A 21,728-nucleotide genomic window follows, 5' to 3' on the forward strand; every position below is an offset into this window, starting at 1 on the left:
CTAAATTTCCAGCAAATTTCACCAAATTCCTCCCATATTCCCCTCCCTTCTTGCTTCTTTTTGTTAAATCTACAAACGGCAGCGAATTTTAATTGATACCCTTACCATTATTGTGTATAATCGTTTTGTTTTAATAAATTAAATATTTGGGGGTTATAAAGAATTGGGTAAAGCATTGATTATTGGTGCTGGCGGTGTTGCCAGTGTTGTGGTGCACAAATGTGTACAAAATTCAGAAGTATTCGAAGAGATTATGATCGCGAGTCGAACAAAATCAAAGTGCGATGCTTTAAAAGAAAAATTAGACGGTGGAAAAACGATTATCCATACTGCGCAAGTTGATGCGGATAATACTGACGAGCTAATTGAATTAATCAATGGATTTAAACCAGATGTGGTAATTAATGTAGCTTTACCATATCAAGACTTAACAATTATGGATGCATGTTTAGCTACAGGTGTGCATTACGTTGATACAGCTAACTATGAGCCACCTGAAACAGCTAAGTTTGAATATAAATGGCAATGGGCTTACAAAGAGAAGTTCGAAAAAGCAGGCTTGACTGCACTTTTAGGTAGCGGTTTTGACCCAGGTGTAACAGGCGTATTCTCTGCATATGCATTAAAACATTATTTCGATGAAATTCATTACATCGATATATTAGATGCTAATGCCGGCGATCACGGATATCCTTTCGCTACAAACTTCAACCCGGAAATCAACATCCGCGAGATTACAGCAAACGGACGTTACTGGAAAGAAGGCGAGTGGGTAGAAACTGCACCACTTGAACATAAAGAAGTTTATAACTTCCCGGAGATTGGACCTAAAGATATGTACCTTCTATACCATGAAGAATTAGAATCTTTAGCGAAAAACATCACTGGAATCAAGCAAATTCGTTTCTGGATGACATTCTCCCAAAAATATATCACTCACTTAAATGTTTTGGAAAATGTGGGTATGACTTCAATTGAACCAATTGAATTTGAAGGCAAAATGATTCAACCACTTCAATTCTTAAAAGCTGTCCTACCTGATCCAGCTTCACTTGGACCACGTACAAAAGGTAAAACAAATATCGGGATCATCGCTCGAGGTATTAAAGATGGTGAAGAGAAAACTTACTACGTTTATAACGTTTGTGACCATGAAGAGTGCTACCGCGAAGTAGGTTCACAAGCAATTTCATACACAACTGGTGTTCCAGCCATGATCGGTGCAATGCTAGTTATGAATGGTACATGGCAAAAACCAGGTGTATATAATGTAGAAGAGTTCGATCCAGATCCATTCATGGAAGCTTTAAACAAATGGGGTCTTCCATGGCAAGAAAGCTTTAATCCTGAACTGATCGATCTTAACTTTGACGAAAAAGAGGCAAAGTAAATGAAAGCTATCGATTGGAAAGCAGCGCCGTCTCCTAGTTATGTAGTGGATGAGCGTTTGCTATTACGTAATTTTGAAATCTTGAAATCTGTTCAAGATCGTACAGGCTGTGATATTCTGCTTGCGCTGAAAGGGTTCTCGATGTTTTCAACTTTCCCTATGGCACGCAATTACTTAAAAGGGATTACTTCAAGTTCTCTATTTGAAGCTCGCCTTGGATATGAGGAATTCGGTAAAGAGGTTCACGCATATGCCCCGGCATACGCAGAACATGAAATTGATGAGTATTTAAAATATGTGGATCATATTGTGTTCAACTCTTTTGACCAATTACACAAGTACAAAGAAAAAGTACAAAGTGTCGAAGGAAAACATGTATCCATCGGGTTGCGAGTAAACCCTGGTTATTCAGAAGTGGAAACACCTTTATATGACCCATGCTACATCAATTCACGATTAGGAATTCCTGTGGATTCATTCCGTCCGGATGAGCTTGAAGGTGTGGAAGGAATCCATTTCCATGCTATGTGCGAACAAGGTTCTGATGTATTAGAACGTATTTTGGTTCACTTTGAAGAAAAGTACGGTGAGTACTTGCATCAAATGAAATGGGTAAACTTCGGTGGTGGCCACCATATTACTCGTGAAGATTACGATGTAGAAAAACTTGTTACGCTAATCAACTACATGCAGGACAAGTACGATGTAAAAGTTATTCTAGAGCCAGGTGAAGCAATCGCTTTAAACACTGGTTACCTAGTGACAACTGTACTCGATATTGTTCAGAATGGTATGGAAATTGCAATTCTGGATACATCTGCGACATGTCATATGCCAGACGTATTGGAAATGCCATATCGTCCACACATTATCGGTGCTAGTACACCAAATGACAAGCCTTATACATACCGCTTAGGTGGTATGACGTGTTTAGCTGGAGATGTAATCGGCGACTACTCATTCGACGAACCTCTAAAAGCTGGGGACAAAATTGTATTTACGGATATGGCGCACTACACAATGGTAAAGACCCACATGTTCAACGGTGTCAACCTGCCAAGCATCTGTCTATACAATGAAGAAGAAGGCGTAAAAGTCATTCGCCAATTCGGCTACGAAGACTATCGAAACAGATTGTCCTAATTGCGTGGGTGCCAGGCACACATACAAATCAGGAACAACTCTGACAGTTGCGTTTACAGAATTTTATGGATTATAATTTGGAAGTCGGATACCCAGACTGACTTGAAAACGCTTGTCAGACAGTTTTACTCTGCATCGAAAGCTCTGCGACAGATGCAAAGGCGGGAAGCGCAAGAGGCGACCAACGAAGTATGCGAGCGTTTGTCAACAATCAAAAAGAGGTAGGGACATGTTAATCCCTACCTCTTTTTTAGTTGAACGCTGGTTTTTCTTTTTTGCCGAATAGAAGAACGATGAAATAAATGATAAATAGCATTATCGAAATAAACAACAAGAAGCTTACAGTGTCTACTAATTGTAAGTAAAGCCCTCCAATGAACGGACCAGTTAAACTTCCAAGACTAAAGAAGATTCCACAAAGCAGGTTTCCTGTAGGCAATAATTCTTTCGGCGTTAAATCCGCCATATATGTAATCCCAAGGGAAAACAGCGATCCCAGGAACATTCCAGACACCAAGAAAGTACACATTACCAATATTTCGGAATGCTCCAATTGACTTCCAAGAGCGAATAATATTGCACCACTTAAAATGCCGATTAATATTACTTTCCTTCTGCCAATTTTATCGCCGATTACTCCGATTGGAATCTGGGTTATAATAGCACCTATCGAAAAAGCAGCGAGAATAACCGAAACCATCGATACATCAAACTCCTTGCGAAGGGCATATACCGGAAACAAAGCATTTAATGATGTCTCCAGCACGCCATAAACAAATGGCGGCAAGAAGGCTACCCATGCATACTTAAAGGATAACTTATAGCGTCTGAAAGTATTATTTTCCGTACTATCCCCTTTCAACACTTCCGGCTTTTCATTTTGAATAAAGAATACAAACGACCAAGCAATTAAACAAAGAACTGAAGATACGATAAACGGCAATGTTTCCGAAATCTTGACCAAATTTACCATCAATGGTCCCACAGCAAAACCTACGCCAAATGACAGTCCATAAATGGACATGCTTTTACCTAAGTTTCCTTCCGTTGCAGAAGTTGTTAACCATGTTTGAGTGGCAAAATGGAGACAGTGATCCCCAATCCCTATAAGCAAACGCAGTATAAACCAAAACATGACATTTTGCCAAAAAGGGAACAATAAAAGTGAAATAAAAACAATCGCTCCTCCAACTATAATGATCGGTTTATAGCCGAATCTCCTTAAAGGTTGTTCAATAAATGGTGAAATCAATAATGTACCTATGTATAATCCCGTCGCATTTAGACCATTCAGTGTAGACGAAACCCCGTCATTTTCAAAAATAACCGATATAAGGGGCAATAACATCCCTTGCGAAAATCCTGAAATTGAAACAATGATGATTAATGTCCAAAATCTTCTTTTTTCATAATTATTCGTTGCTATCATGTATGTCCTCCAACTTAAAACACTTCGAATACCGTATTATGTTATCATAATAATTTGAAAATAGCTCCAATATTTTGCAAAGAAAACTTGGCTTAGCGAAATGCCCTCTAGCGATTGGACTTAGTTGCATTTATGCTGAAATGAGAGTTTGAACTTTCTTTTTTCAAATGTAAAAACCCCAGCATCTCAACCATTGTTGGACGCCAGGGTTTACAGTTCGATTTCCTCCATATTTGCTTGCATAAACATTATAACGGCTTTTCATGATAGCCGAAAACTTGTTTAAACTCCCTCCTTCTTTTTTGTAGAGTGAGCATCATTTTTTCGACCATCCCCCTTCGATTTGATAGTTTTAATTTATCACATTGTTTTAATTTTGTAAATATTCAGAATAGTGATTTTTACAAATGAACCGTTTGTCCTATCCACAACAATTTTTTATTTTATTTGAACTCTCTTTATAAATCCGCTATGATGGTCATGATGAAAGAGGTGGAATTATGTCGAACTCTATTACAGATAAAAACAAACAAGTGAATTATTTAAAAGAACGTCTTCAAATTTTTGTTGAGGTATTGGATGCCATCGATCCGGAAACTGCGGATATTGAAGATATCGACAGACTGATTCAAATGCTTGATGATGTTGAAGATAAAATGGAGCAGTTCAATAACCGCAACGAATTTACAAAAGATGAGCAATAAAAAAGAGATGTCACTAACTAGGTGGCATCTCTTTCTTAATTATTTCTGTCCCACTAAAAATTACGCCTATTTTGTCGTTAAATTTCTATGACTCTTTTTTTCATGAAATGAAAAAGGTATAATAATTGTGGAAATTAAAATATTCTGGGGGGAATATCCATGTCTCAAGTTGCAACTTCTTATCTACAGACACTAGAGAAAAGTCTTTATGACTTAGTCAGCGAAACTTCAACGAACTTGCCGAAAGATGTTCGTCGTGCGATTAAAAAAGCAAAGGATGCAGAAAACGCCGGTACTCGTGCAGCAATGAGCTTAGACACAATCGCAAATAATATCGTAATGGCAGAGGACAATGTATCACCAATCTGCCAAGATACTGGACTACCAACTTTTAAAGTAAAAACTCCTGTTGGCGTCAACCAACTGGAAATCAAAGCTGCCATTAAAAATGCAGTTGTACAAGCAACACAAGATGCAAAATTACGTCCAAACTCGGTTGATTCATTGACTGGGAAAAACAGCGGGGATAACTTGGGTGATGGTCTTCCAGTTGTGAAATTTGAACAGTGGGAAAAAGATTACATCGAAGTAAAATTAATTCTTAAAGGCGGCGGCTGTGAAAACAAGAATATCCAATACAGCCTACCTTGTGAATTAGAAGGTCTTGGCCGTGCTGGTCGTGACTTGGATGGTATCCGTAAATGTATTTTACACTCTGTATGGCAATCACAAGGACAAGGCTGTTCTGCTGGATTCATCGGCGTAGGTATTGGTGGAGACCGCTCTTCAGGCTACGATCTAGCGAAAGAGCAATTATTCCGTCACGTTGATGACGTAAACCCAAATGAAGATTTAGCGAAACTGGAAGAGTACATCGTTGAGAAAGCGAATACATTTGGTATCGGTACAATGGGCTTCGGTGGTGAAGCAACTTTACTTGGCTGCAAAATTGGCGTTATGCACCGCATTCCGGCTTCATTCTACGTTTCTGTAGCGTATAACTGCTGGGCTTACCGTCGCATGGCGATCGATATCGATGCAACTTCAGGTGAAATTACAAACTGGCATTACCAAGAAGGTGAAAAAATCACTTTCCGTGATGAGCCAAAAACAGAAGAACAATCAGAAAACAAAGTGGTTGAATTGACTGCTCCTATCACAGAAGAACAAATTCGTGAACTAAAAGTTGGTGACGTTGTAAAAATCAATGGCCGTATGTATACTGGCCGTGACGCAATCCACCATCACTTAATGAGCCACGATGCACCAGTAGATTTAAATGGACAAGTGATCTATCACTGTGGTCCTGTAATGGCAAAAGACGAAGAAGGCAACTGGACAGTAAAAGCTGCCGGGCCAACTACTTCTATTCGTGAGGAGCCGTATCAAGGCGACATCATGAAAAAATTCGGTATTCGCGCTGTAATCGGTAAAGGTGGTATGGGTCCTAAAACTCTTGCTGCGCTGCAAGAACACGGTGGCGTTTACTTAAATGCAATCGGTGGAGCTGCCCAATACTATGCCGATTGCATCAAGAGTGTGGATGGCGTTGACTTGCAAGAGTTCGGTATTCCTGAAGCAATGTGGCATTTAAATGTTGAAGGCTTCACTGCAGTAGTAACAATGGACTCACATGGCAACTCTTTACACGCTGATGTTGAGAAATCATCATTAGAAAAACTTGCTCAATTTGCAGAACGAGTTTTCTAAATAAAAAAGGCGGAAGGAGCTCATCCAGCTCCGACCATCCGTTAAACTAAATACAATTTTAACTTGCAGGGATCCTTGATTCTTGCAAGTTTTTTATTTCCCCAAATAAGTATTTATACCCTCCACTAAATAACACTTTATTCACCTTTTACATAAAAGGAATAGATTCAATTTACAATTCACGCACCTTATATTATAATCATTATAAAATAATAATTAATATATATAAATTGTCCTGTAATTGAAAACCGTTATCACAACTTAATTCATTTCGATATCGATAGTGATATTCATTATCAAAAGGAGGCTTATATGGGAGATTCTAAACGAGAAAATATTCATCTAATTGAGAAAATAAAGGAACATGGTGAGCTGATTGCTGCTCTTGCATCAGGCCTTATTATATTACTTGCCTGGCGAATGGAATCCACTGGCTTGTCCACAGCCGCTGTTATCGCTTATCTAACTGCCTTTTTCATAGGTGGTTATGCAAAAGCAAAAGAAGGTATTTTGGATACAATTGAAAATAAAAATTTAAATGTTGAATTGTTGATGATCCTGGCAGCAATTGGTTCAGTCATTATTGGCTACTGGACTGAAGGAGCCATCCTTATCTTTATCTTTGCACTAAGTGGGGCTCTTGAAACCTATGCCATGAATAAAAGTCATCGTGAAATCTCTTCCTTAATGAACTTGCAACCCGAAGAGGCTTGGTTGGTACGAGGTGGATTTGAACCAATTAAAGTAGTGGTATCCTCATTAAAAGTTGGTGACCATGTATTAATTAAACCGGGTGAAAGAATTCCGGTTGATGGGCATATCTTTAAAGGCACTTCATCGATTGATGAATCAGCCATTAGCGGCGAGTCCATACCTGTATCAAAAACAATGGGAGAAGAAGTCTATGCCGGGACAGTTAATTTAAACGGGACAATAACAGTCAACATGACCAAACCTAAATCAGAATCACTGTTCCAAAAGATTATTACGCTTGTACAATCGGCTCAAAGCGAAAAATCCCCTTCCCAGCAATTTATTGAACGCTTTGAGGGGACTTACGTAAAATTTGTTCTATTAGCGGTAATGTTAATGTTATTCCTTCCCTACTTTCTATTTGGATGGGACTATACAACAACTTTCTACAGAGCGATGGTTTTATTGGTAGTGGCGTCCCCATGTGCGTTAGTGGCTTCAATCATGCCGGCAACTTTAGCAGCAATCTCAAATGGTGCTAAAAATGGGATTCTCTTCAAAGGTGGCGTACATTTAGAGCATTTAAGTGTTCTAAAATTACTAGCCTTGGACAAAACAGGTACTCTAACTGCCGGAACACCCGTGGTGACGGATGTAATTGTCAGAGATTCTTTAAATGAACACGAAACCATTGCAACATTGGCGTCAATTGAAGCTCAGTCCAATCATCCATTGGCTCAAGCAATTGCTAAATATGCAAAAGAACAAAATATTCATCCAACTCAAGGTGTCGAAATTGAAGATATACCAGGCTGGGGATTAAAAGCCAACATTCAAGACTCAACTTACCTAGTCGGAAAGCCAGATTTTGTAGGAAAGGATGAGGCTGTGCAATTTGCCGATCATGCAGCAAAAAAGCTTTCAGGGGAAGGAAAAACAGTGATTTTCCTAAAGGATCAAGAAGGCATTGCAGCACTTGTTGCCCTGAAAGATATAGTACGCGATGAAGCAAAACAAGCCGTGAAGTTATTAAAAGAGCTTGGCATCCACGTCACTATGCTTACAGGCGATAATAAGAAAACCGCCAAAACGATTGCAGCAGAAGCTGGTGTAGATGAATACATCGCTGAATGTTTGCCTGAAACCAAAGTAAATCATGTGAAAGGATACTTGGCAAAATATCGAAATATCGGCATGGTCGGCGATGGAATTAATGATGCCCCTGCCCTGGCTACCGCAACTGTCGGGATTGCCATGGGGGGCGGTACGGATGTTGCTCTTGAGACAGCTGATATAGTCCTGATGAAAAACGATTTATCAAAAATTGCCTATGCCGTTTCTCTATCCAAGAAAATGCAAAGAATTGTTAAGCAAAATATTATCTTCTCCATTGCCGTTATAGCCCTATTAATCATTTCCAACTTTCTGCAAATTGTCGATCTGCCATTTGGTGTCATCGGCCATGAAGGAAGTACTATTTTAGTTATTTTAAATGGCTTGCGTATGTTAAAATCATAAAGTTTCGAGGTGCCCACACTCATGAGGCACCTCGTTATATTTATGAAGAAGAAAACTTTAAAGATAGTAAAAAAGAGCTTTTGCATTTAACCGCGAAAGCTCTTTGCATTCTTATTCTTTATAACCCTTTTTTACTAAGCTTCTTTTATGCATGGTTGCATTTAATAACCCTCCAAAAATGAGGATCATTCCTGTAAAGTATAGCCACAGCATCAGGATGATTACCCCAGCAATACTTCCATACGTTGAAGCGTAATTTCCGAAATTATTGACATAGATAGAAAATCCGTAAATTAGTGCCACCCAAGCGACTGTGGAAAAAATTGCACCTGGTAAAGTACTCAATACACGCAGCCTTGGGTCCGTGTTTGGAATAATCCAGTACATTAAGCTTAAAACGACGAAGATTAATGCTGGTGGAAGAATCCATCTTATCATTTCCCAAAATCTTGCGAAGGTCTCTTCAACCCCTAAAAAATCAAACAAATTATAGGCAAACTGATGGCCGAATATGGAGATGAACAAAACAATCAAAATTACGGCAACAAGGGCAATGGTAAATACCAGTGACATTCCTCGATTAATCAACCCGGACTTTGGCTCAGTTTCATATGCTCCATTTAGGGTTTTGATTAGTGCATTTACGCCTCTTGATGCAGACCAGATAGTTCCCAAAATCCCTATAGATAGCAACCCACCGCCATTTTGGGTAGTTAATATTTCCGTTAAGGTTCCTTGCGTCAATAAAAAGACTTCTGTCGGAACCATCGTTTGGATGAAGTCAAATACATAGTCTTGGTCCACATTTAGATAGGGCAGTAATGTTACGATAAATATTAACAAAGGAAAGAATGATAACAAGAAGAAGTAAGCTAATTGAGCTCCCATACCCGAAATATCAACGTCTTTCATCCGTACAATCAAATCCTGGAAAAAGCCTTTTGTCGTTGTTACATCAATTTTGGACTCATCCGGGTCTACAAAGGATTTAGCTATGGATAATACATTATCATCATGCGTTTTTTTCTCTACACTCACAATTTGCCCACTCCCCCTCGGTCCACTTAGTTCAAATTTTCAGGTAAAATGATCTCGCTCTTTGATTCTTTATAGCTATTTGGAACACGTTCAGGAAACTTTTTCGTTTCTTCAAGTTTGCTTGCAATTGCATTAATATTTTCTGAAGTATTCACATATATTTTTTGTGCTGCCTCTACTTTTTGTTCAATCATTTGTTGTAGTTCCTCTCGATTTTTCGCATAATAAACGACTTGATCCTTCGCTTTTTTTGTTGCTTCTATAGTATGTTCTCTCGTTTTACGGTCAAACATACTAACAATCGCACCGACAATGGCACCCGCTACAATTGATTTCACCAATTTACTTTCATTCATAATTCTTACCTCCTGTACAAAATCAAAACTCTAATTTTATGGTAATATTTCCTTTACATTACCCATTGTATTAGAAATATAATCCTTTTTAAAGTTAACCAATTGTTATTGACAAAGAAGGGCATTGAATGGAATGATTATATGGAGACTCCTGAAAGGTGGGGACAAGATGGATTTAACTAAACCATCAAAAGAAAATGTGTTTTATATGATTGAGCAAATTAAAGAAAAACTGCGCATGGTAAATGTTGACGCTATGAAATCAGAACATTTCACGGATGAACATTACGAAGATATATTGTATCTTTACGAAATGGTTATGAAACGCAACACATTTAGTCCAAGTGAAATGCAAGCCATTGTTTCCGAGCTTGGCACATTACGAAAATAAAAAAAGTTTCCGACGCTGGAATTCTTTCCAGCGTGGAAGCTTTTTTTATTGGAGAACTGTTATTCGTTTTTATTTATTTTGGTTTAAAGCTACTGCGATTGCAGCGCCAACTCTTGCGTTATTTTTAACAAGGGCAATATTTGACTCCAAAGATTTTCCTTCTGTTAGTTCTTTCACCTTGCCAAGCAGGAATGGTGTTACATCTTTCCCTTTAATGCCTTTTTCTTCCGCTTCCACTAATGCTTTTTCAATAATTCCGTTGATAAAACCTGCATCCAGGGCTTCTTCTTTTGGAATTGGATTTGCAATCACAGATCCACCTTTCAAACCCAGATCCCATTTAGCTCTCATCATATCTGCCACTTCTTCTGCAGAATCTAGGCGGATGTTAACAGTGAATTCACTCTCCCTAGTATAGAATGCCGGCAACATATCCGTCCCAAATCCTACAACCGGTACACCTTTCGTTTCAAGATACTCAAGTGTCAAGCCGATATCCAGAATCGATTTTGCCCCGGCACATACAACGGCCACATTTGTTTGAGATAACTCTTCTAAGTCAGCAGAAATATCCATAGTCGTTTCCGCCCCTCTATGAACCCCTCCAATACCACCAGTTACAAATAATTCGATTCCAGCAAGCTCCGCGGCAATCATTGTTGCTGCTACAGTAGTAGCTCCAAGTTTTTTCGTTGCCAGTAAATAACCTAGGTCGCGACGTGAAGTTTTTGCAACATTATCAGCATTTCCGAACATTTCAAGCTCTTCATCCGTTAAGCCGATTTTAATTTTTCCACCGATAATTGCAATCGTTGCCGGCACTGCCCCATTGTCTCGGATAATTTGTTCCACTTCTCTTGCTGTTTGAACATTTTGAGGATAAGGCATACCGTGTGAGATAATTGTAGACTCAAGCGCTACAATCGGTAACCCCTTTTCCTTTGCTTCCAAAACTTCTTGTGAATACGATAGGTATTTTTCCATGTTAGTTGTTCCTCCAATTGTTTAATTCATCAGCTGTTATATTTTGTCTGACGGTTTTGTCCGACTGCAAGGTTTTCCTTGCATTATCTTGACCAAATTCTACTGCACCCATAAAGGATTCTCCGTTTAGGATGCCATGCAAAAAGCCGCCGACAAAAGCATCTCCTGCACCCGTTACATCAATAATTTCTTTAGTTTTTTCTGCCTTAAAATAAAATACGCCTTCTACATTACCAACCATGGCCCCTTTATCGCCCAGAGTCAAGATGACATTGCTTGCCCCTTTTTCCAGCAGCATTTTAACTGCCATAGAATAATCTTGGTCATTCAATATCCGGATATTGAGATACGCCTCCGCCTCATCTCGATTACAGATGAAGTAGGTTACTCCGACTAAATCTTCAGGCATATTTTTAATCTTCGGCGCAGATACCGGAATTATTGCAAGTGGCACTCCTCTTGTACAGGCTAGGTTTTGCAAGTAAACCACTGTCTCCTTTGGACAGTTTAAGTCAACAATTATACATTTAGCATTACTTAAAAGCGCATCATGTCTCTGTATAACAGTTGGCAGCATGGAATCATATATTGACATGTCTGCCATAGCAAGTACTAATTCCCCGTTGGCATCCAATACTGCACTGTACGAACCTGTTTTGACATCAGGCAGTACTTCGGCATAATCAAGACTCATAAACGCCTGACTTTCTTTTTCAATGAACTTGGCGCCCTGATCTTGCCCCAAGAGTGTAATAAGCTTCACTTCATTACCATAGCGTCCTAGATTTTCCGCAATATTTCTGGCAACTCCCCCCACACTTTCTGTAACGGTAGCTGGGTTGGATGTTCCATATTGTACGTGTCCATCAAGATGAAACTTACGGTCTACATTTGCTCCACCAATGGCAATAATTGAATTTCTATCAGGCAGTACATAGGCGCGTCCGATAATCTCGCCTTTTTTAGTAAGCCCGGAAATTAGATTGGCAAGAGCCGGACGTGACATATTCAAGGCTTCTGCCATTTCCTGTTGCGATAAAAAAGGGTTGTTCTTAATGGTTTGAAGAACGAGCTGCTCTTTTTCATTCACCAACATTCCACCTCGATTCATAAACATTTGTTTATAAGTATAAACTTTTGTTTAATTTTCGTCAAAGGAAATATGTAAAATTATCTTGGTGGCGACGAGGTATTTGTGTTTTACATGCGTTCCGGGCAATTTTTATCAATGGGGAATATTTTTTGAGCACAATCCTCTGTGAGAATAGTTTTTATTGAATGAACCATAGTTGACCAATAGAAACTTGCTCAGAGACAAATTTTTATTGAATGAACCATATTTGTCCATTAGAACCCCGTTCAGAGACAAATTTTTATTGAATGAACCATATTTGTCTAATACAACCAGGCTCATAGACAGATTTTTATTGAATGAGCCATATTTGTCTAATAGAACCAGGCTCATAGACAGATTTTTATTGAATGAGCCATATTTGTCCATTAGAACCCCGTTCAGAGACAAATTTTTATTGAATGAGCCATATTTGTCTAATAGAACCAGGCTCATAGACAGATTTTTATTGAATGAGCCATATTTGTCCATTAGAACCCCGTTCAGAGACAAATTTTTATTGAATGAGCCATATCTGTCCATTACACCCCCACTCAGAGACAAATTTTTATTGAATGAACCATAACTTGTCCGTTAGAACCTCGTTCAGAGACAAATTTTTATTGAATGAACCATACTTGTCCAATAGAACCAGGCTCATAGACAGATTTTTATAAAATGAATCATAGTTGTCCAATAGAACCTTACTCACAGAAAAATTTTTATTGAATGAGCCATATTTGTCCATTAAGACCAGGTTCATAGACAGATTTTTATAAAATGATATATAGTTGTCCAATAGAACCTTGCTCTTAGACAAATTTTTATTGAATGAACCATACTTGTCCATTAGAACCCCGCTCAGAGACAAATTTTTATTGAATGAACCATACTTGTCCATTAGAACCCCGCTCAGAGACAAATTTTTATTGAATGAACCTTATTTAGAACGCCGCTCATAGACAAATATGCGTACCGATTTCTTAGGTTGCGTTCTCCTTTATCAACAAAAAAACCCGAAAGATAATACTTCCGAGTCTTTGGGTCATGTTGTTTTATTCATTTACTTTACTGCCGTCTTCTTCTACTAATTGCTGTATAAGAACTTCTACACGGCGGTTTTGAGTTCGTCCTTCTGCAGTGTCGTTTGAGGCGATAGGATTGAATTCACCGTAACCCTTTGCACTGAAGTATTTTGGATCAAGCTCGGGATTATTGTCAATAATCATCTTCATCAGGTTAACTGCACGCATTACAGACAATTCCCAGTTTGAACTGAATTCTGCCGTGTTTTGTGGAACATTGTCTGTATGTCCTGTTACGACAATATGTCTTGCTGGGTCTAATTGCAGTATTTTCGATAATTCATCGGCAATAGCGGCATAATCCTGCTTTACATCTGCCTTCCCTGGATCGAATAAGATACTGTCCCGAATTGTGATTAGTAATCCCTCATCGGTCATTTTTGTTGCGAATGTGCTCTCTAATTCATTGACCGCAATAAAGTTATCTAATCGTTCTTGAATTTCCTGCAGCTCTCTTTGATCTTGAAGATATGCCGCCTCCTCCTCGGAGACCCCATCTACTATAGTATTTGGTTTTTCAATTACCGACGTATGGTCCATAATGCCCGTCCCGCCATCCAAAATCTCGTTAAACACATTTGACATCTTGGTAAGTTTCTCTTGATCGATTGAACTGGAGGCAAATAACACAATAAACAGGGCCAGCAGTAATGTCATTAAGTCTGAATATGGCAACAGCCATGATTCATCAACATGCTCATCATGCTTTTTCTTTTTAGCTTTCTTTGCCATTACCACCCGCCCCACTTTCGTCTGTGATTTTACGGCGTTCCTCCGTTGGTAGATAAGATGCTAGCTTTTGTTCAATGACGCGAGGGGCTTCACCTTCTAAAACCGATAAAATTCCTTCAATCATTAAACTCTTTTGTTTTACTTCTTCCGCTGATTTGCGTTTCAGCTTATTTGCAAAAGGGTTCCATAGTACATAACCCGTAAAAATACCGAGTAATGTTGCAACGAATGCACCCGTAATGGCATGTCCCAATTTATCGATATCATTCATATCCCCTAAAGCCGCCATTAAACCAACTACCGCACCAAGTACCCCTAAGGTTGGCGCATATGTACCTGCTTGAGAGAAAATTAGCGCACCACTTGCATGTCTCTCTTCCAGTGCTTCCACTTCTTCTGTCAGCACATCTCGAATATAGTCTGCATTTTGACCATCGACCGCCAAAGTTAACCCGTTCTTCAAGAAAGGATCTTCTACTTCACTGGCTTTGCTTTCAAGTGCCAACAACCCTTCACGTCGAGCTAAATCTGCCCACTGGGAAAACATTTTAATTATTTCAACTTCATTTGTAAGCTTTTGCTCAGTGAAAAGAATTTTGAATAACTTAGGTACTCTTTTTAACTCACTCATTGGAAACGCCACAGCAATCGAGGCGATAGTTCCGACAATTATTATTAAAAAGGCTGCAGGGTTAATTAAGATACTTAAGCTTGCACCTTTTACAACCATTCCGACAAAAACAGCAATAATTCCGAGTATGATCCCGACTAGCGTTGATATATCCATATATGTTCCTCCAAATCTTCTACTACTCTTTTTTTCGACAAAGAATCTATTTTTTTTACAGTTATATGACAGAATGATTGAAACAAGTTAAATATATTTCAAAAATTCTTCAAACTTTCCAATTAAATATACCTCAAAATGATGATCCAAGGTTTGAAATCTCAAACAGGATTTTCCACTTTTAGAGCAATTTAATAATTCTGCTCATAAATTTTATGAACAGGCACGCTTATATAGTGCTTACATGAAATTGGCAGGAGAATTTTTCGTTTCTCCTACCAATTCCTTATAGATATATAGTATAATAAGTTTCAATGACGATTGTTAATTTAGAAAGGAGTCTTTCAACTATGGGTATGTTTATCTCAACTGTAACTGGCTTTTTCGTTGTGTTAATGATTTCGATGGCAATGTTCATTCACTATTTACGTGTTGGATTAGATTCTAAATCTTCAGTACGAATCGATCCAAAACCAACTGAAAAATTCTAAAAATATTAAGTCGGCAAAACTCTCAAACGAGTTTTGCTGGCTTTTTTCGTTTATAATGATTTTGTATGAATGAAGAATAGGAGTTGTAGAAGAATGAAATCCTCTTTAAATGAAATTCTAAGCTTTAATGAATCTTTTGTAGAATCCAAACAATACGAGTCTTACATCACATCCAAGTTTCCTGATAAAAAATCAGTAATCTTGACTTGCATGGATACTCGTCTGGTTGAATTGCTTCCTAAAGCGATGAATATGCGTAATGGCGATGTGAAAATTGTTAAAAATGCAGGGGCCCAAGTGAGCCATCCATTTGGATCGATTATGAGAAGTATCTTAGTAGCTGTCTATGAATTGAAAGCTGACGAAGTATTTGTTATTGGGCACCATGATTGTGGTATGAGCGCCGTTGATCCGGATGTAATGATCGGACATATGTCGGAACGTGGAATCAATGACGATATCATTAATACCGTTAAGTACTCAGGCTTTGATTTAGTTGAATGGCTTCGAGGTTTCGGGGATGTTTCGCAAAGTGTGTTAAAAAGCGTTGACCTGATCCGCAATCATCCATTGATGCCAAAAATGACACCTGTCCATGGACTTGTCATCGATCCGAACACAGGTAAACTGGAATTACTGGCTGATGGAAATTCCTACTTAAAAGATAATAGTACTGAAGCTACGGTATAAAATCCAAACATAAAAAGGGCTATCCTAAAAAAATGCAATTGCTGGGCAAATAGCATTTTTATAGGATAGTCCCTTTTAATTTCGCAGATCATCGCGGAGTAAAGAATAGAGATAATGATCTTCCCAACTTCCATTGATATATAAAAGCTCCCTCAATAAACCCTCACGAACAAAATGGGCATTTTCCAGCACCTTGATGGAACCTCCATTTTTCGGTGATACATATGCTTCAATGCGGTGCAATTTTACAGTGCGGAATGCAAATTGAATAACTTCTTTTACTGCCTCTGTTGCAATCCCCTTGCGTGTATACTTTTCATCAATCGAATAGCCGATAAAGGCACTATTATAGGGTAATCTTTTAATCGCATACAATGAAATATGGCCAATTAACACATTGCTTCCTTTAGGATAAATACCAAACGAATATTCACGGTTTGCACGCAGTAGATGAATACTCTCCAATATTTTTTTAAATTGTGCTTCTTCTGTGTAAAATTCCTCTTCGTGCAGCGGCTCATGTATGGACCAGAAATATTTATTTCTTCTCATGAGCTCAGCTAAGCTTCTGGCATCGGATTCTACAAAGGTGCGTAATAATAAGCGATCCCCCTCAATCTTTACCAACTTATCACCCTTTTTATGTAATAAATTCAAAAACTTTTTCACCATCATAAAAGCACCCTAAAGCCTTTCCTGAAGTTTCTTGAAGCTTATACTTTTCCATTATTTTGCACATAATCTAGTTCTTTATTCAAGCTGTATTTATTTAACCGTGCTTTTATTTTATAAATTTGGAATCGCTAATCCTCTTTGCTCAGCTGCTTGCTTTACATGTTGGATGGTTTCTCTTAATACTTTTATGCGAGCATAATGCTTATTATTTCCTGGAACCAGTATCCAGGGTGCGTTTATTGTATTCGTTTTTTCAAACATTTCATTGGCACACACTACATAGTCATCAAACTTTTCCCGATTACGCCAGTCTTCATTCGTTAATTTCCATGCCTTCATCGGATTTGTTTGACGTTCATTAAAACGGGCCAACTGTTCATCTTTATCCACATGAAGCCAGAACTTTATCACTAGATATCGATCGTCCGTCAGCAATTTTTCAAATGTATTTATCTCATTGTAGGCTCTTACCCACTCATCGGGTTTAGCAAACCCCTCAACTCTCTCTACTAATACTCTGCCGTACCAAGAACGGTCAAATATCCCTATTTGGCCATATTGCGGCAGTTTTCTCCAGAATCGATGCAGATAATGGTATCTCTTTTCATGGGCTTGAGGCGCTGAAATTGGATGAACGAGAAAGCCACGCGGATCCAGTGTTTGGGTTAATCTTTTAATGGCGCCCCCTTTACCGGCAGCATCCATGCCTTCGAAGGCAATGATTAAGCCAATTTTATTTTTATATAGATATTGCTGAATGTTCAACATTTCATATTGGAGCTTTTCTAGTTCTTTTTTATACTCTTTTTTATCCATTGTTATAGCTAAATCGAGATTTTCCATTTTTTGCATACGAACACCCCTATTACTCTTTATTCTTATTATACAAGAAGTTGTATGTTATTGGAAAATGTTGTTCAAAGCTTTGTTAATGTATATAATTTTATAGAAGGGGGAGGAATGGATGAGTCGCTTAATTTTATTATTTATTTCGGTCATTGTAGCCGCACTCTATACAATCAACGCATTTTGGCTACAATTTAATGGCCATTCAACAATTGATATCATCAATCGATTGCCATTATTATTAGCACCAGCAAATTATGTTTACTACATATGGATTATTATTTTCATATTTCTTTTCCTTTGGATTTATAACTATATCAAGATACGTCGGACTAATCTCTTTATAACAAATTTACAGACAATATTGTTCATGGTAGTAGTGGTTCTTCTGATTGCCTCTCTTTGGAGCTGGCACAAAAATTATGCCGTTTTATCCACAGTGACATTATTGCTGCAAGTTGTTGCTTTATTTGGACTTTATTTTTCATATCCATTGAAAAAGGAATTCTTCAAATTAAGAATGCCCATTGCTATTTTCTTTGGCTGGACCACTTTTTTATTTATCTTGGAATGCTGCTATCTTCTAGTAGATTATCAATGGTCAGGCTTTGGAATTAGCAATGCTCTTTGGGCAGTAATTGTCATGACCTTCGGGACGGCCATTGCCCTTCATCTGAGGTACCATCATTTTGATACCGCTTTCCCAATCGTTTTTATCTGGTGTTATGTTGGTATTGCCGTACAGAACGGATTTGATGAACTGTTAGTGACGACGGCTGCCCTATTCTTGGCCGGCGTGATGGTTGTAGGTGTGTTCTTGATTAAAAAGGCTTATCATCCCTCAAATTAGAGGACATAAAAAGAATCCTGTCCACTTGATCTGAATTCAAGTGGCAGGATTCTTTTTTAATCTTCAAGTTGCGTAAGGATGATTGGTTTGTCTTTTGTTACGACAACTGTATGTTCGATTTGTGCAACGAGCGATTGGTCTGGTGTGATAAATGTCCATCCATCACCAGCTTCGACAATATGCTCCGCTTTTTCGGATATAAACGGTTCTACGGCCAGCACCATTCCTTCTTTCAAAATCGTTGGCTCCCAAGCATCGAAGTAATTTAAAACGTGGTCTGGTTTTTCATGAAGTGCACGACCAACCCCATGACCCGTTAAATTCATGATCACCGTTAACCCATTATCTCTTGCTTCACGTTCTACCGCTTTACCAATTTGGTTTAACTTCGAACCTGCCTTAACTTTTGTCATCGCACGGTCAAAAGCAGATTTTGCGACTGTGCATAGCTTTTCTTTTTCAGGATGTCCATCTCCCACAACAAAAGAAATTCCTGTATCCGCAAAATATCCGTCCAATGAACCCGATACATCGATATTCACGATATCACCTTCGTTAATGACACGGGAACCAGGGATGCCGTGGGCTACTTCATGGTTTACACTAATGCAAGTGTATCCCGGAAAATCATACTCGCCTTTAGGTCCTGAAATTGCTCCCGATTCGGCGAACATACGGCCACCAATTTCATCCAATTCTTTCGTTGTGATTCCTGGTTTTGTTGCAGCTTTCATGGCCTCACGAATTTCGGCACAGATACGGCCAATCTTTTTTAACGCTTCTAACTCTTCTTTTGTTTGTACAATCATTGAATGTTCCTTCTTCCTATTTACATATCTTTATATAATATACCACAACCATAACAAATTATTGGGCTTGTAATCTTGGTGTAGGGTTGTTTGTTTCGAATTTATTTCTAACTAAATGGGTTTTCCTAATAAGGATTCTAATTAGGTGTAGTTTTGGTAAGCGGACATAGCATATAAGTAGCATGAGCCAACTTATTGTCAAACGTCTTGTCTATGAGGCCAACACGATGTTGGTCATGCTGCCATTGCCACACGATGTGGCGCTTTTGGCAGCGGCTTATGTCAAGGTCCGCTCACAACAATTTGCAGTTCTAAAGATTTCGGAGATTTTACGCAGCTTACATAGTAGGCTGCGTGTTCTAGTTTTGATACCTTTCTGGATTTAAATACTCCTATTTTCACTTCACAATGCGTTTCATCCCACTTATATAACGCGTCTCACTCCTCTTTTCATTTCACAATGCGTTTCATCCCTCTTCTAAAACACGTCTCACTACTATTTTCACTTCACAATGCGTTTCATCTCACTTATATAACGCGTCTCACTCCTATTTTCACTTCACAATGCGTTTCATCTCACTTATATAACGCGTCTCACTCCTATTTTCACTTCACAATGCGTTTCATCTCTCTTATATAACGCGTCTCACTCCTATTTTCACTTCACAATACGTTTCATCCCACTTATATAACGCGTCTCACTCCTATTTTCACTTCACAATGCGTTTCATCTTACTTATGAAACGCATCTCACTCCTACTTACACCTCACAATGCGTTTTCCCCGCCTCGACAATTTAAAAAAGACGACCCTAAGGCTCTTAGGTCGTCTTTAACTTTATTTATTTCGTTTTTAAAAGTCTTGGTGCTGCCGTGAATAGTAAAGAGCCGGCAATTGCTGTCAGGATGATGGCTGGAATCATATAGGATCCGTTATAGATTAATGTGTAGACCCATACGTTTTGGTCCCCTGCGTATTCACTAAAGAAGACGACTCCGGCAAGTGAATGGGCCGCGTAGCGCAATAAACCGCCCAGTACTATCCCTAATACAATATAACGAACAATGCTTTTCTTATTCACTTCATTGGCTGCTTGTAAAATTTGCTTTCTGAAAACACCGGCCAATCCGACAACCGAAAATGCGACTACATAATCGAGTAACGCTTGGGCCCAATGCAAGATATAGGCACCGAAAAGCATTTGCAAACCACCAATTAAGAATCCTGTTGTAATACCCGCCAGCATTCCCCAGCGAACTGCAATGATCAGGATCGGCAACATGACAAAGCTGATTGATCCGCCTTGCGCCCAAAGCGCAAAGGATAGTTTGTCCAACACCACACCAAGCCCGGCAAAAATCGCAATTTCAACGAGCATTAATAATTTTTTATTGTTCATAACAAATCTCCTCTCTCTTAATCCGAATTAGAACCTAAGAGAAGGAATAGAAAACACTGTTAGTGCATATTGCCCAGACACTCATTTTTCCAAATAAAAAATGACGCCAGGACAGAGCCTAAACGCCAATTGGAGTCGGTTTCTATCCACATCCCTACGCAAGTACTAACTTACAGGTTCATAGAGTTAGTGCAACAAGTGCACAATCTCAGCTGACTTCATCAGCTCCCCTTGTGGTAAATACATTTTATTTCATTGTTAGAACATACCTAATTGTATCAAACTATATGTACTTTTCAACAAGAATATGAATACGAATCCTTTTTCTTGTCAATCACTTCCATATAACCTATTGCCATACTACGAGGTGAATTCATGGAAAATCATAAAATTATTTCGGCTCTTTGTTATGCAAGTCTATTGTTCGCACCGTTTTTATTGCCCCTGATTGTTTATTTTGTCATTAAGGATAAAGAAGTGAAATATCATGCAAGACGAGCCTTTGTATCCCATTCAATCCCAACTGCCCTTTCGATTCTGTTGGCAATTTTCGGATTTATAGGTATGTTGACATTAGACTATAATAATATGAGCGGTTATGTAATCCTTATGTTTGTTCTGATGGGAATCTACTTTCTGGTTACCATCGGGATTATTATCTGGAATATCATACAAGCCTATCGAATCTATCGGGTAGGTTTTTAAAGGTGTAATGATGGGTATATACTTGATAAGGTTTCATAATGTGAAGGAGTGCATATCTATGAACTTAGGAAAAGTCGTTCGAACAGTTATTAAAGTGGCACCAATTGTCTATCCCATCGTGAAGAAGTTTATGGCAAACAAAAAAACCACTAGGTCGGGCTTTAAAGTAAACGGCAGAGACTATTAATGTCT

23 protein-coding genes and 1 riboswitch are annotated in these 21,728 nt (G+C 38.6%); of the genes, 12 read left to right on the forward strand and 11 right to left on the reverse strand.

What is annotated here, in order from left to right:
* Positions 1–163: 163 nt before the first annotated feature.
* Both QYB95_RS15890 and nspC read left to right on the forward strand, forming a co-directional pair.
* Complete coding sequence (locus tag QYB95_RS15890) at positions 164–1,390, forward strand: saccharopine dehydrogenase family protein (protein WP_301139357.1); 1,227 nt, start codon at positions 164–166, stop codon at positions 1,388–1,390.
* Entirely contained in the window at positions 1,391–2,533 is a 1,143-nt protein-coding gene (nspC, locus tag QYB95_RS15895) for a carboxynorspermidine decarboxylase (protein WP_301139358.1), read from the forward strand.
* Between the two features lie 250 nt (positions 2,534–2,783).
* On the opposite strand, the gene QYB95_RS15900 is transcribed toward nspC, so the two are convergent.
* Positions 2,784–3,962, reverse strand: coding sequence for an MFS transporter (locus QYB95_RS15900; protein WP_301139359.1), 1,179 nt, complete (start codon positions 3,960–3,962; stop codon positions 2,784–2,786).
* 500 nt (positions 3,963–4,462) lie between these two features.
* Between QYB95_RS15900 and QYB95_RS15905 the strand changes: the two genes are divergently transcribed.
* The 3 genes from QYB95_RS15905 (at position 4,463) to QYB95_RS15915 (ending at position 8,587) form a co-directional block, all read left to right on the forward strand.
* Positions 4,463–4,666 (forward strand): SE1561 family protein, encoded by a 204-nt coding sequence (locus QYB95_RS15905; RefSeq protein WP_301139360.1) that lies wholly within the window; start codon positions 4,463–4,465, stop codon positions 4,664–4,666.
* A gap of 159 nt (positions 4,667–4,825) precedes the next feature.
* On the forward strand, positions 4,826–6,376 hold the full coding sequence (locus tag QYB95_RS15910; RefSeq protein WP_301139361.1) for a fumarate hydratase: 1,551 nt from the start codon (positions 4,826–4,828) through the stop codon (positions 6,374–6,376).
* 312 nt (positions 6,377–6,688) lie between these two features.
* Complete coding sequence (locus QYB95_RS15915; protein WP_301139362.1) at positions 6,689–8,587, forward strand: heavy metal translocating P-type ATPase; 1,899 nt, start codon at positions 6,689–6,691, stop codon at positions 8,585–8,587.
* 111 nt (positions 8,588–8,698) lie between these two features.
* Here the strand turns inward: QYB95_RS15915 and QYB95_RS15920 are convergent, their stop codons facing one another.
* Together QYB95_RS15920 and QYB95_RS15925 are read right to left on the reverse strand one after the other, a co-directional pair.
* Positions 8,699–9,625 (reverse strand): YihY/virulence factor BrkB family protein, encoded by a 927-nt coding sequence (locus tag QYB95_RS15920; RefSeq protein WP_301139363.1) that lies wholly within the window; start codon positions 9,623–9,625, stop codon positions 8,699–8,701.
* A 26-nt stretch (positions 9,626–9,651) separates the two neighbouring features.
* The gene (locus QYB95_RS15925) at positions 9,652–9,981 is read right to left on the reverse strand and encodes a YtxH domain-containing protein (protein ID WP_301139364.1); all 330 of its coding nucleotides are present in this window, start codon (positions 9,979–9,981) and stop codon (positions 9,652–9,654) included.
* 169 nt (positions 9,982–10,150) lie between these two features.
* On the opposite strand from QYB95_RS15925, the gene QYB95_RS15930 reads away from it, so the two are divergent.
* The gene (locus tag QYB95_RS15930) at positions 10,151–10,372 is read left to right on the forward strand and encodes a DUF1128 domain-containing protein (protein ID WP_107935234.1); all 222 of its coding nucleotides are present in this window, start codon (positions 10,151–10,153) and stop codon (positions 10,370–10,372) included.
* Positions 10,373–10,441: 69 nt separating this feature from the next.
* On the opposite strand, the gene QYB95_RS15935 is transcribed toward QYB95_RS15930, so the two are convergent.
* The 4 genes from QYB95_RS15935 to motA form a co-directional block, all read right to left on the reverse strand.
* Complete coding sequence (locus QYB95_RS15935; RefSeq protein WP_301139365.1) at positions 10,442–11,356, reverse strand: pseudouridine-5'-phosphate glycosidase; 915 nt, start codon at positions 11,354–11,356, stop codon at positions 10,442–10,444.
* A 1-nt stretch (position 11,357) separates the two neighbouring features.
* Complete coding sequence (locus QYB95_RS15940; RefSeq protein ID WP_301139366.1) at positions 11,358–12,446, reverse strand: PfkB family carbohydrate kinase; 1,089 nt, start codon at positions 12,444–12,446, stop codon at positions 11,358–11,360.
* 1,076 nt (positions 12,447–13,522) lie between these two features.
* Positions 13,523–14,284, reverse strand: coding sequence for a flagellar motor protein MotB (gene motB, locus QYB95_RS15945; protein WP_301139367.1), 762 nt, complete (start codon positions 14,282–14,284; stop codon positions 13,523–13,525).
* Positions 14,268–15,071 carry a flagellar motor stator protein MotA gene (gene motA, locus QYB95_RS15950; protein WP_301139368.1) on the reverse strand — a complete coding sequence of 268 codons (804 nt, stop codon included), beginning with the start codon at positions 15,069–15,071 and terminating at the stop codon, positions 14,268–14,270. Before motA ends, motB begins: the two co-directional genes overlap by 17 nt.
* Before the next feature lie 350 nt (positions 15,072–15,421).
* On the opposite strand from motA, the gene QYB95_RS15955 reads away from it, so the two are divergent.
* Positions 15,422–15,562 carry a hypothetical protein gene (locus tag QYB95_RS15955; RefSeq protein ID WP_301139369.1) on the forward strand — a complete coding sequence of 47 codons (141 nt, stop codon included), beginning with the start codon at positions 15,422–15,424 and terminating at the stop codon, positions 15,560–15,562.
* Positions 15,563–15,655: 93 nt separating this feature from the next.
* Positions 15,656–16,252, forward strand: coding sequence for a beta-class carbonic anhydrase (locus tag QYB95_RS15960; protein ID WP_301139370.1), 597 nt, complete (start codon positions 15,656–15,658; stop codon positions 16,250–16,252).
* A 75-nt stretch (positions 16,253–16,327) separates the two neighbouring features.
* Here QYB95_RS15960 and QYB95_RS15965 read toward each other — a convergent pair whose 3' ends face one another.
* Both QYB95_RS15965 and QYB95_RS15970 read right to left on the reverse strand, forming a co-directional pair.
* Positions 16,328–16,924, reverse strand: a complete 597-nt coding sequence (locus tag QYB95_RS15965; protein WP_301139410.1) for a GNAT family N-acetyltransferase — start codon at positions 16,922–16,924, stop codon at positions 16,328–16,330.
* Positions 16,925–17,038: 114 nt separating this feature from the next.
* Positions 17,039–17,779, reverse strand: a complete 741-nt coding sequence (locus QYB95_RS15970) for a polyphosphate kinase 2 family protein (RefSeq protein WP_301139371.1) — start codon at positions 17,777–17,779, stop codon at positions 17,039–17,041.
* A 112-nt stretch (positions 17,780–17,891) separates the two neighbouring features.
* Here QYB95_RS15970 and QYB95_RS15975 point away from each other — a divergent pair, with 112 nt between their 5' ends.
* Positions 17,892–18,623, forward strand: coding sequence for a hypothetical protein (locus tag QYB95_RS15975; protein WP_301139372.1), 732 nt, complete (start codon positions 17,892–17,894; stop codon positions 18,621–18,623).
* A gap of 56 nt (positions 18,624–18,679) precedes the next feature.
* Here QYB95_RS15975 and map read toward each other — a convergent pair whose 3' ends face one another.
* Positions 18,680–19,432, reverse strand: coding sequence for a type I methionyl aminopeptidase (map, locus tag QYB95_RS15980; RefSeq protein ID WP_301139373.1), 753 nt, complete (start codon positions 19,430–19,432; stop codon positions 18,680–18,682).
* A gap of 182 nt (positions 19,433–19,614) precedes the next feature.
* Between map and QYB95_RS15985 the strand changes: the two genes are divergently transcribed.
* Complete coding sequence (locus QYB95_RS15985; RefSeq protein WP_301139374.1) at positions 19,615–19,818, forward strand: hypothetical protein; 204 nt, start codon at positions 19,615–19,617, stop codon at positions 19,816–19,818.
* Positions 19,819–20,273: 455 nt separating this feature from the next.
* Here the strand turns inward: QYB95_RS15985 and thiT are convergent, their stop codons facing one another.
* Positions 20,274–20,831, reverse strand: a complete 558-nt coding sequence (thiT, locus tag QYB95_RS15990; RefSeq protein WP_301139375.1) for an energy-coupled thiamine transporter ThiT — start codon at positions 20,829–20,831, stop codon at positions 20,274–20,276.
* Positions 20,832–20,965: 134 nt separating this feature from the next.
* Positions 20,966–21,073, reverse strand: a riboswitch (TPP riboswitch).
* A 133-nt stretch (positions 21,074–21,206) separates the two neighbouring features.
* On the opposite strand from thiT, the gene QYB95_RS15995 reads away from it, so the two are divergent.
* Both QYB95_RS15995 and QYB95_RS16000 read left to right on the forward strand, forming a co-directional pair.
* A complete protein-coding gene (locus tag QYB95_RS15995; protein ID WP_301139376.1) occupies positions 21,207–21,536 on the forward strand; it encodes a magnetosome magnetite crystal formation protein family in 330 nt (109 codons plus the stop codon).
* A 58-nt stretch (positions 21,537–21,594) separates the two neighbouring features.
* Positions 21,595–21,723: a hypothetical protein gene (locus QYB95_RS16000; RefSeq protein ID WP_301139377.1), complete on the forward strand. Its 129-nt coding sequence runs from the start codon at positions 21,595–21,597 to the stop codon at positions 21,721–21,723.
* Positions 21,724–21,728 lie beyond the last annotated feature (5 nt).

This window comes from Ureibacillus aquaedulcis (assembly GCF_030418165.1).
GTDB classification, from domain to species: domain Bacteria; phylum Bacillota; class Bacilli; order Bacillales_A; family Planococcaceae; genus Ureibacillus; species Ureibacillus aquaedulcis.

Coding starts and splice junctions, on each gene's coding strand:
- thiT (WP_301139375.1), bottom strand. CDS start 20,831: ATGAACAATAAAAAATTATTAATGCTCGTTGAAATTGCGATTTTTGCC.
- QYB95_RS15935 (WP_301139365.1), bottom strand. CDS start 11,356: ATGGAAAAATACCTATCGTATTCACAAGAAGTTTTGGAAGCAAAGGAA.
- QYB95_RS15925 (WP_301139364.1), bottom strand. CDS start 9,981: ATGAATGAAAGTAAATTGGTGAAATCAATTGTAGCGGGTGCCATTGTC.
- QYB95_RS15900 (WP_301139359.1), bottom strand. CDS start 3,962: ATGATAGCAACGAATAATTATGAAAAAAGAAGATTTTGGACATTAATC.
- QYB95_RS15910 (WP_301139361.1), top strand. CDS start 4,826: ATGTCTCAAGTTGCAACTTCTTATCTACAGACACTAGAGAAAAGTCTT.
- QYB95_RS15930 (WP_107935234.1), top strand. CDS start 10,151: ATGGATTTAACTAAACCATCAAAAGAAAATGTGTTTTATATGATTGAG.
- motB (WP_301139367.1), bottom strand. CDS start 14,284: ATGGCAAAGAAAGCTAAAAAGAAAAAGCATGATGAGCATGTTGATGAA.
- QYB95_RS15995 (WP_301139376.1), top strand. CDS start 21,207: ATGGAAAATCATAAAATTATTTCGGCTCTTTGTTATGCAAGTCTATTG.
- QYB95_RS15955 (WP_301139369.1), top strand. CDS start 15,422: ATGGGTATGTTTATCTCAACTGTAACTGGCTTTTTCGTTGTGTTAATG.
- QYB95_RS15960 (WP_301139370.1), top strand. CDS start 15,656: ATGAAATCCTCTTTAAATGAAATTCTAAGCTTTAATGAATCTTTTGTA.
- QYB95_RS15975 (WP_301139372.1), top strand. CDS start 17,892: ATGAGTCGCTTAATTTTATTATTTATTTCGGTCATTGTAGCCGCACTC.
- QYB95_RS16000 (WP_301139377.1), top strand. CDS start 21,595: ATGAACTTAGGAAAAGTCGTTCGAACAGTTATTAAAGTGGCACCAATT.
- QYB95_RS15985 (WP_301139374.1), top strand. CDS start 19,615: ATGAGCCAACTTATTGTCAAACGTCTTGTCTATGAGGCCAACACGATG.
- nspC (WP_301139358.1), top strand. CDS start 1,391: ATGAAAGCTATCGATTGGAAAGCAGCGCCGTCTCCTAGTTATGTAGTG.
- QYB95_RS15965 (WP_301139410.1), bottom strand. CDS start 16,924: ATGGTGAAAAAGTTTTTGAATTTATTACATAAAAAGGGTGATAAGTTG.
- map (WP_301139373.1), bottom strand. CDS start 19,432: ATGATTGTACAAACAAAAGAAGAGTTAGAAGCGTTAAAAAAGATTGGC.
- QYB95_RS15915 (WP_301139362.1), top strand. CDS start 6,689: ATGGGAGATTCTAAACGAGAAAATATTCATCTAATTGAGAAAATAAAG.
- QYB95_RS15905 (WP_301139360.1), top strand. CDS start 4,463: ATGTCGAACTCTATTACAGATAAAAACAAACAAGTGAATTATTTAAAA.
- motA (WP_301139368.1), bottom strand. CDS start 15,071: ATGGATATATCAACGCTAGTCGGGATCATACTCGGAATTATTGCTGTT.
- QYB95_RS15970 (WP_301139371.1), bottom strand. CDS start 17,779: ATGCAAAAAATGGAAAATCTCGATTTAGCTATAACAATGGATAAAAAA.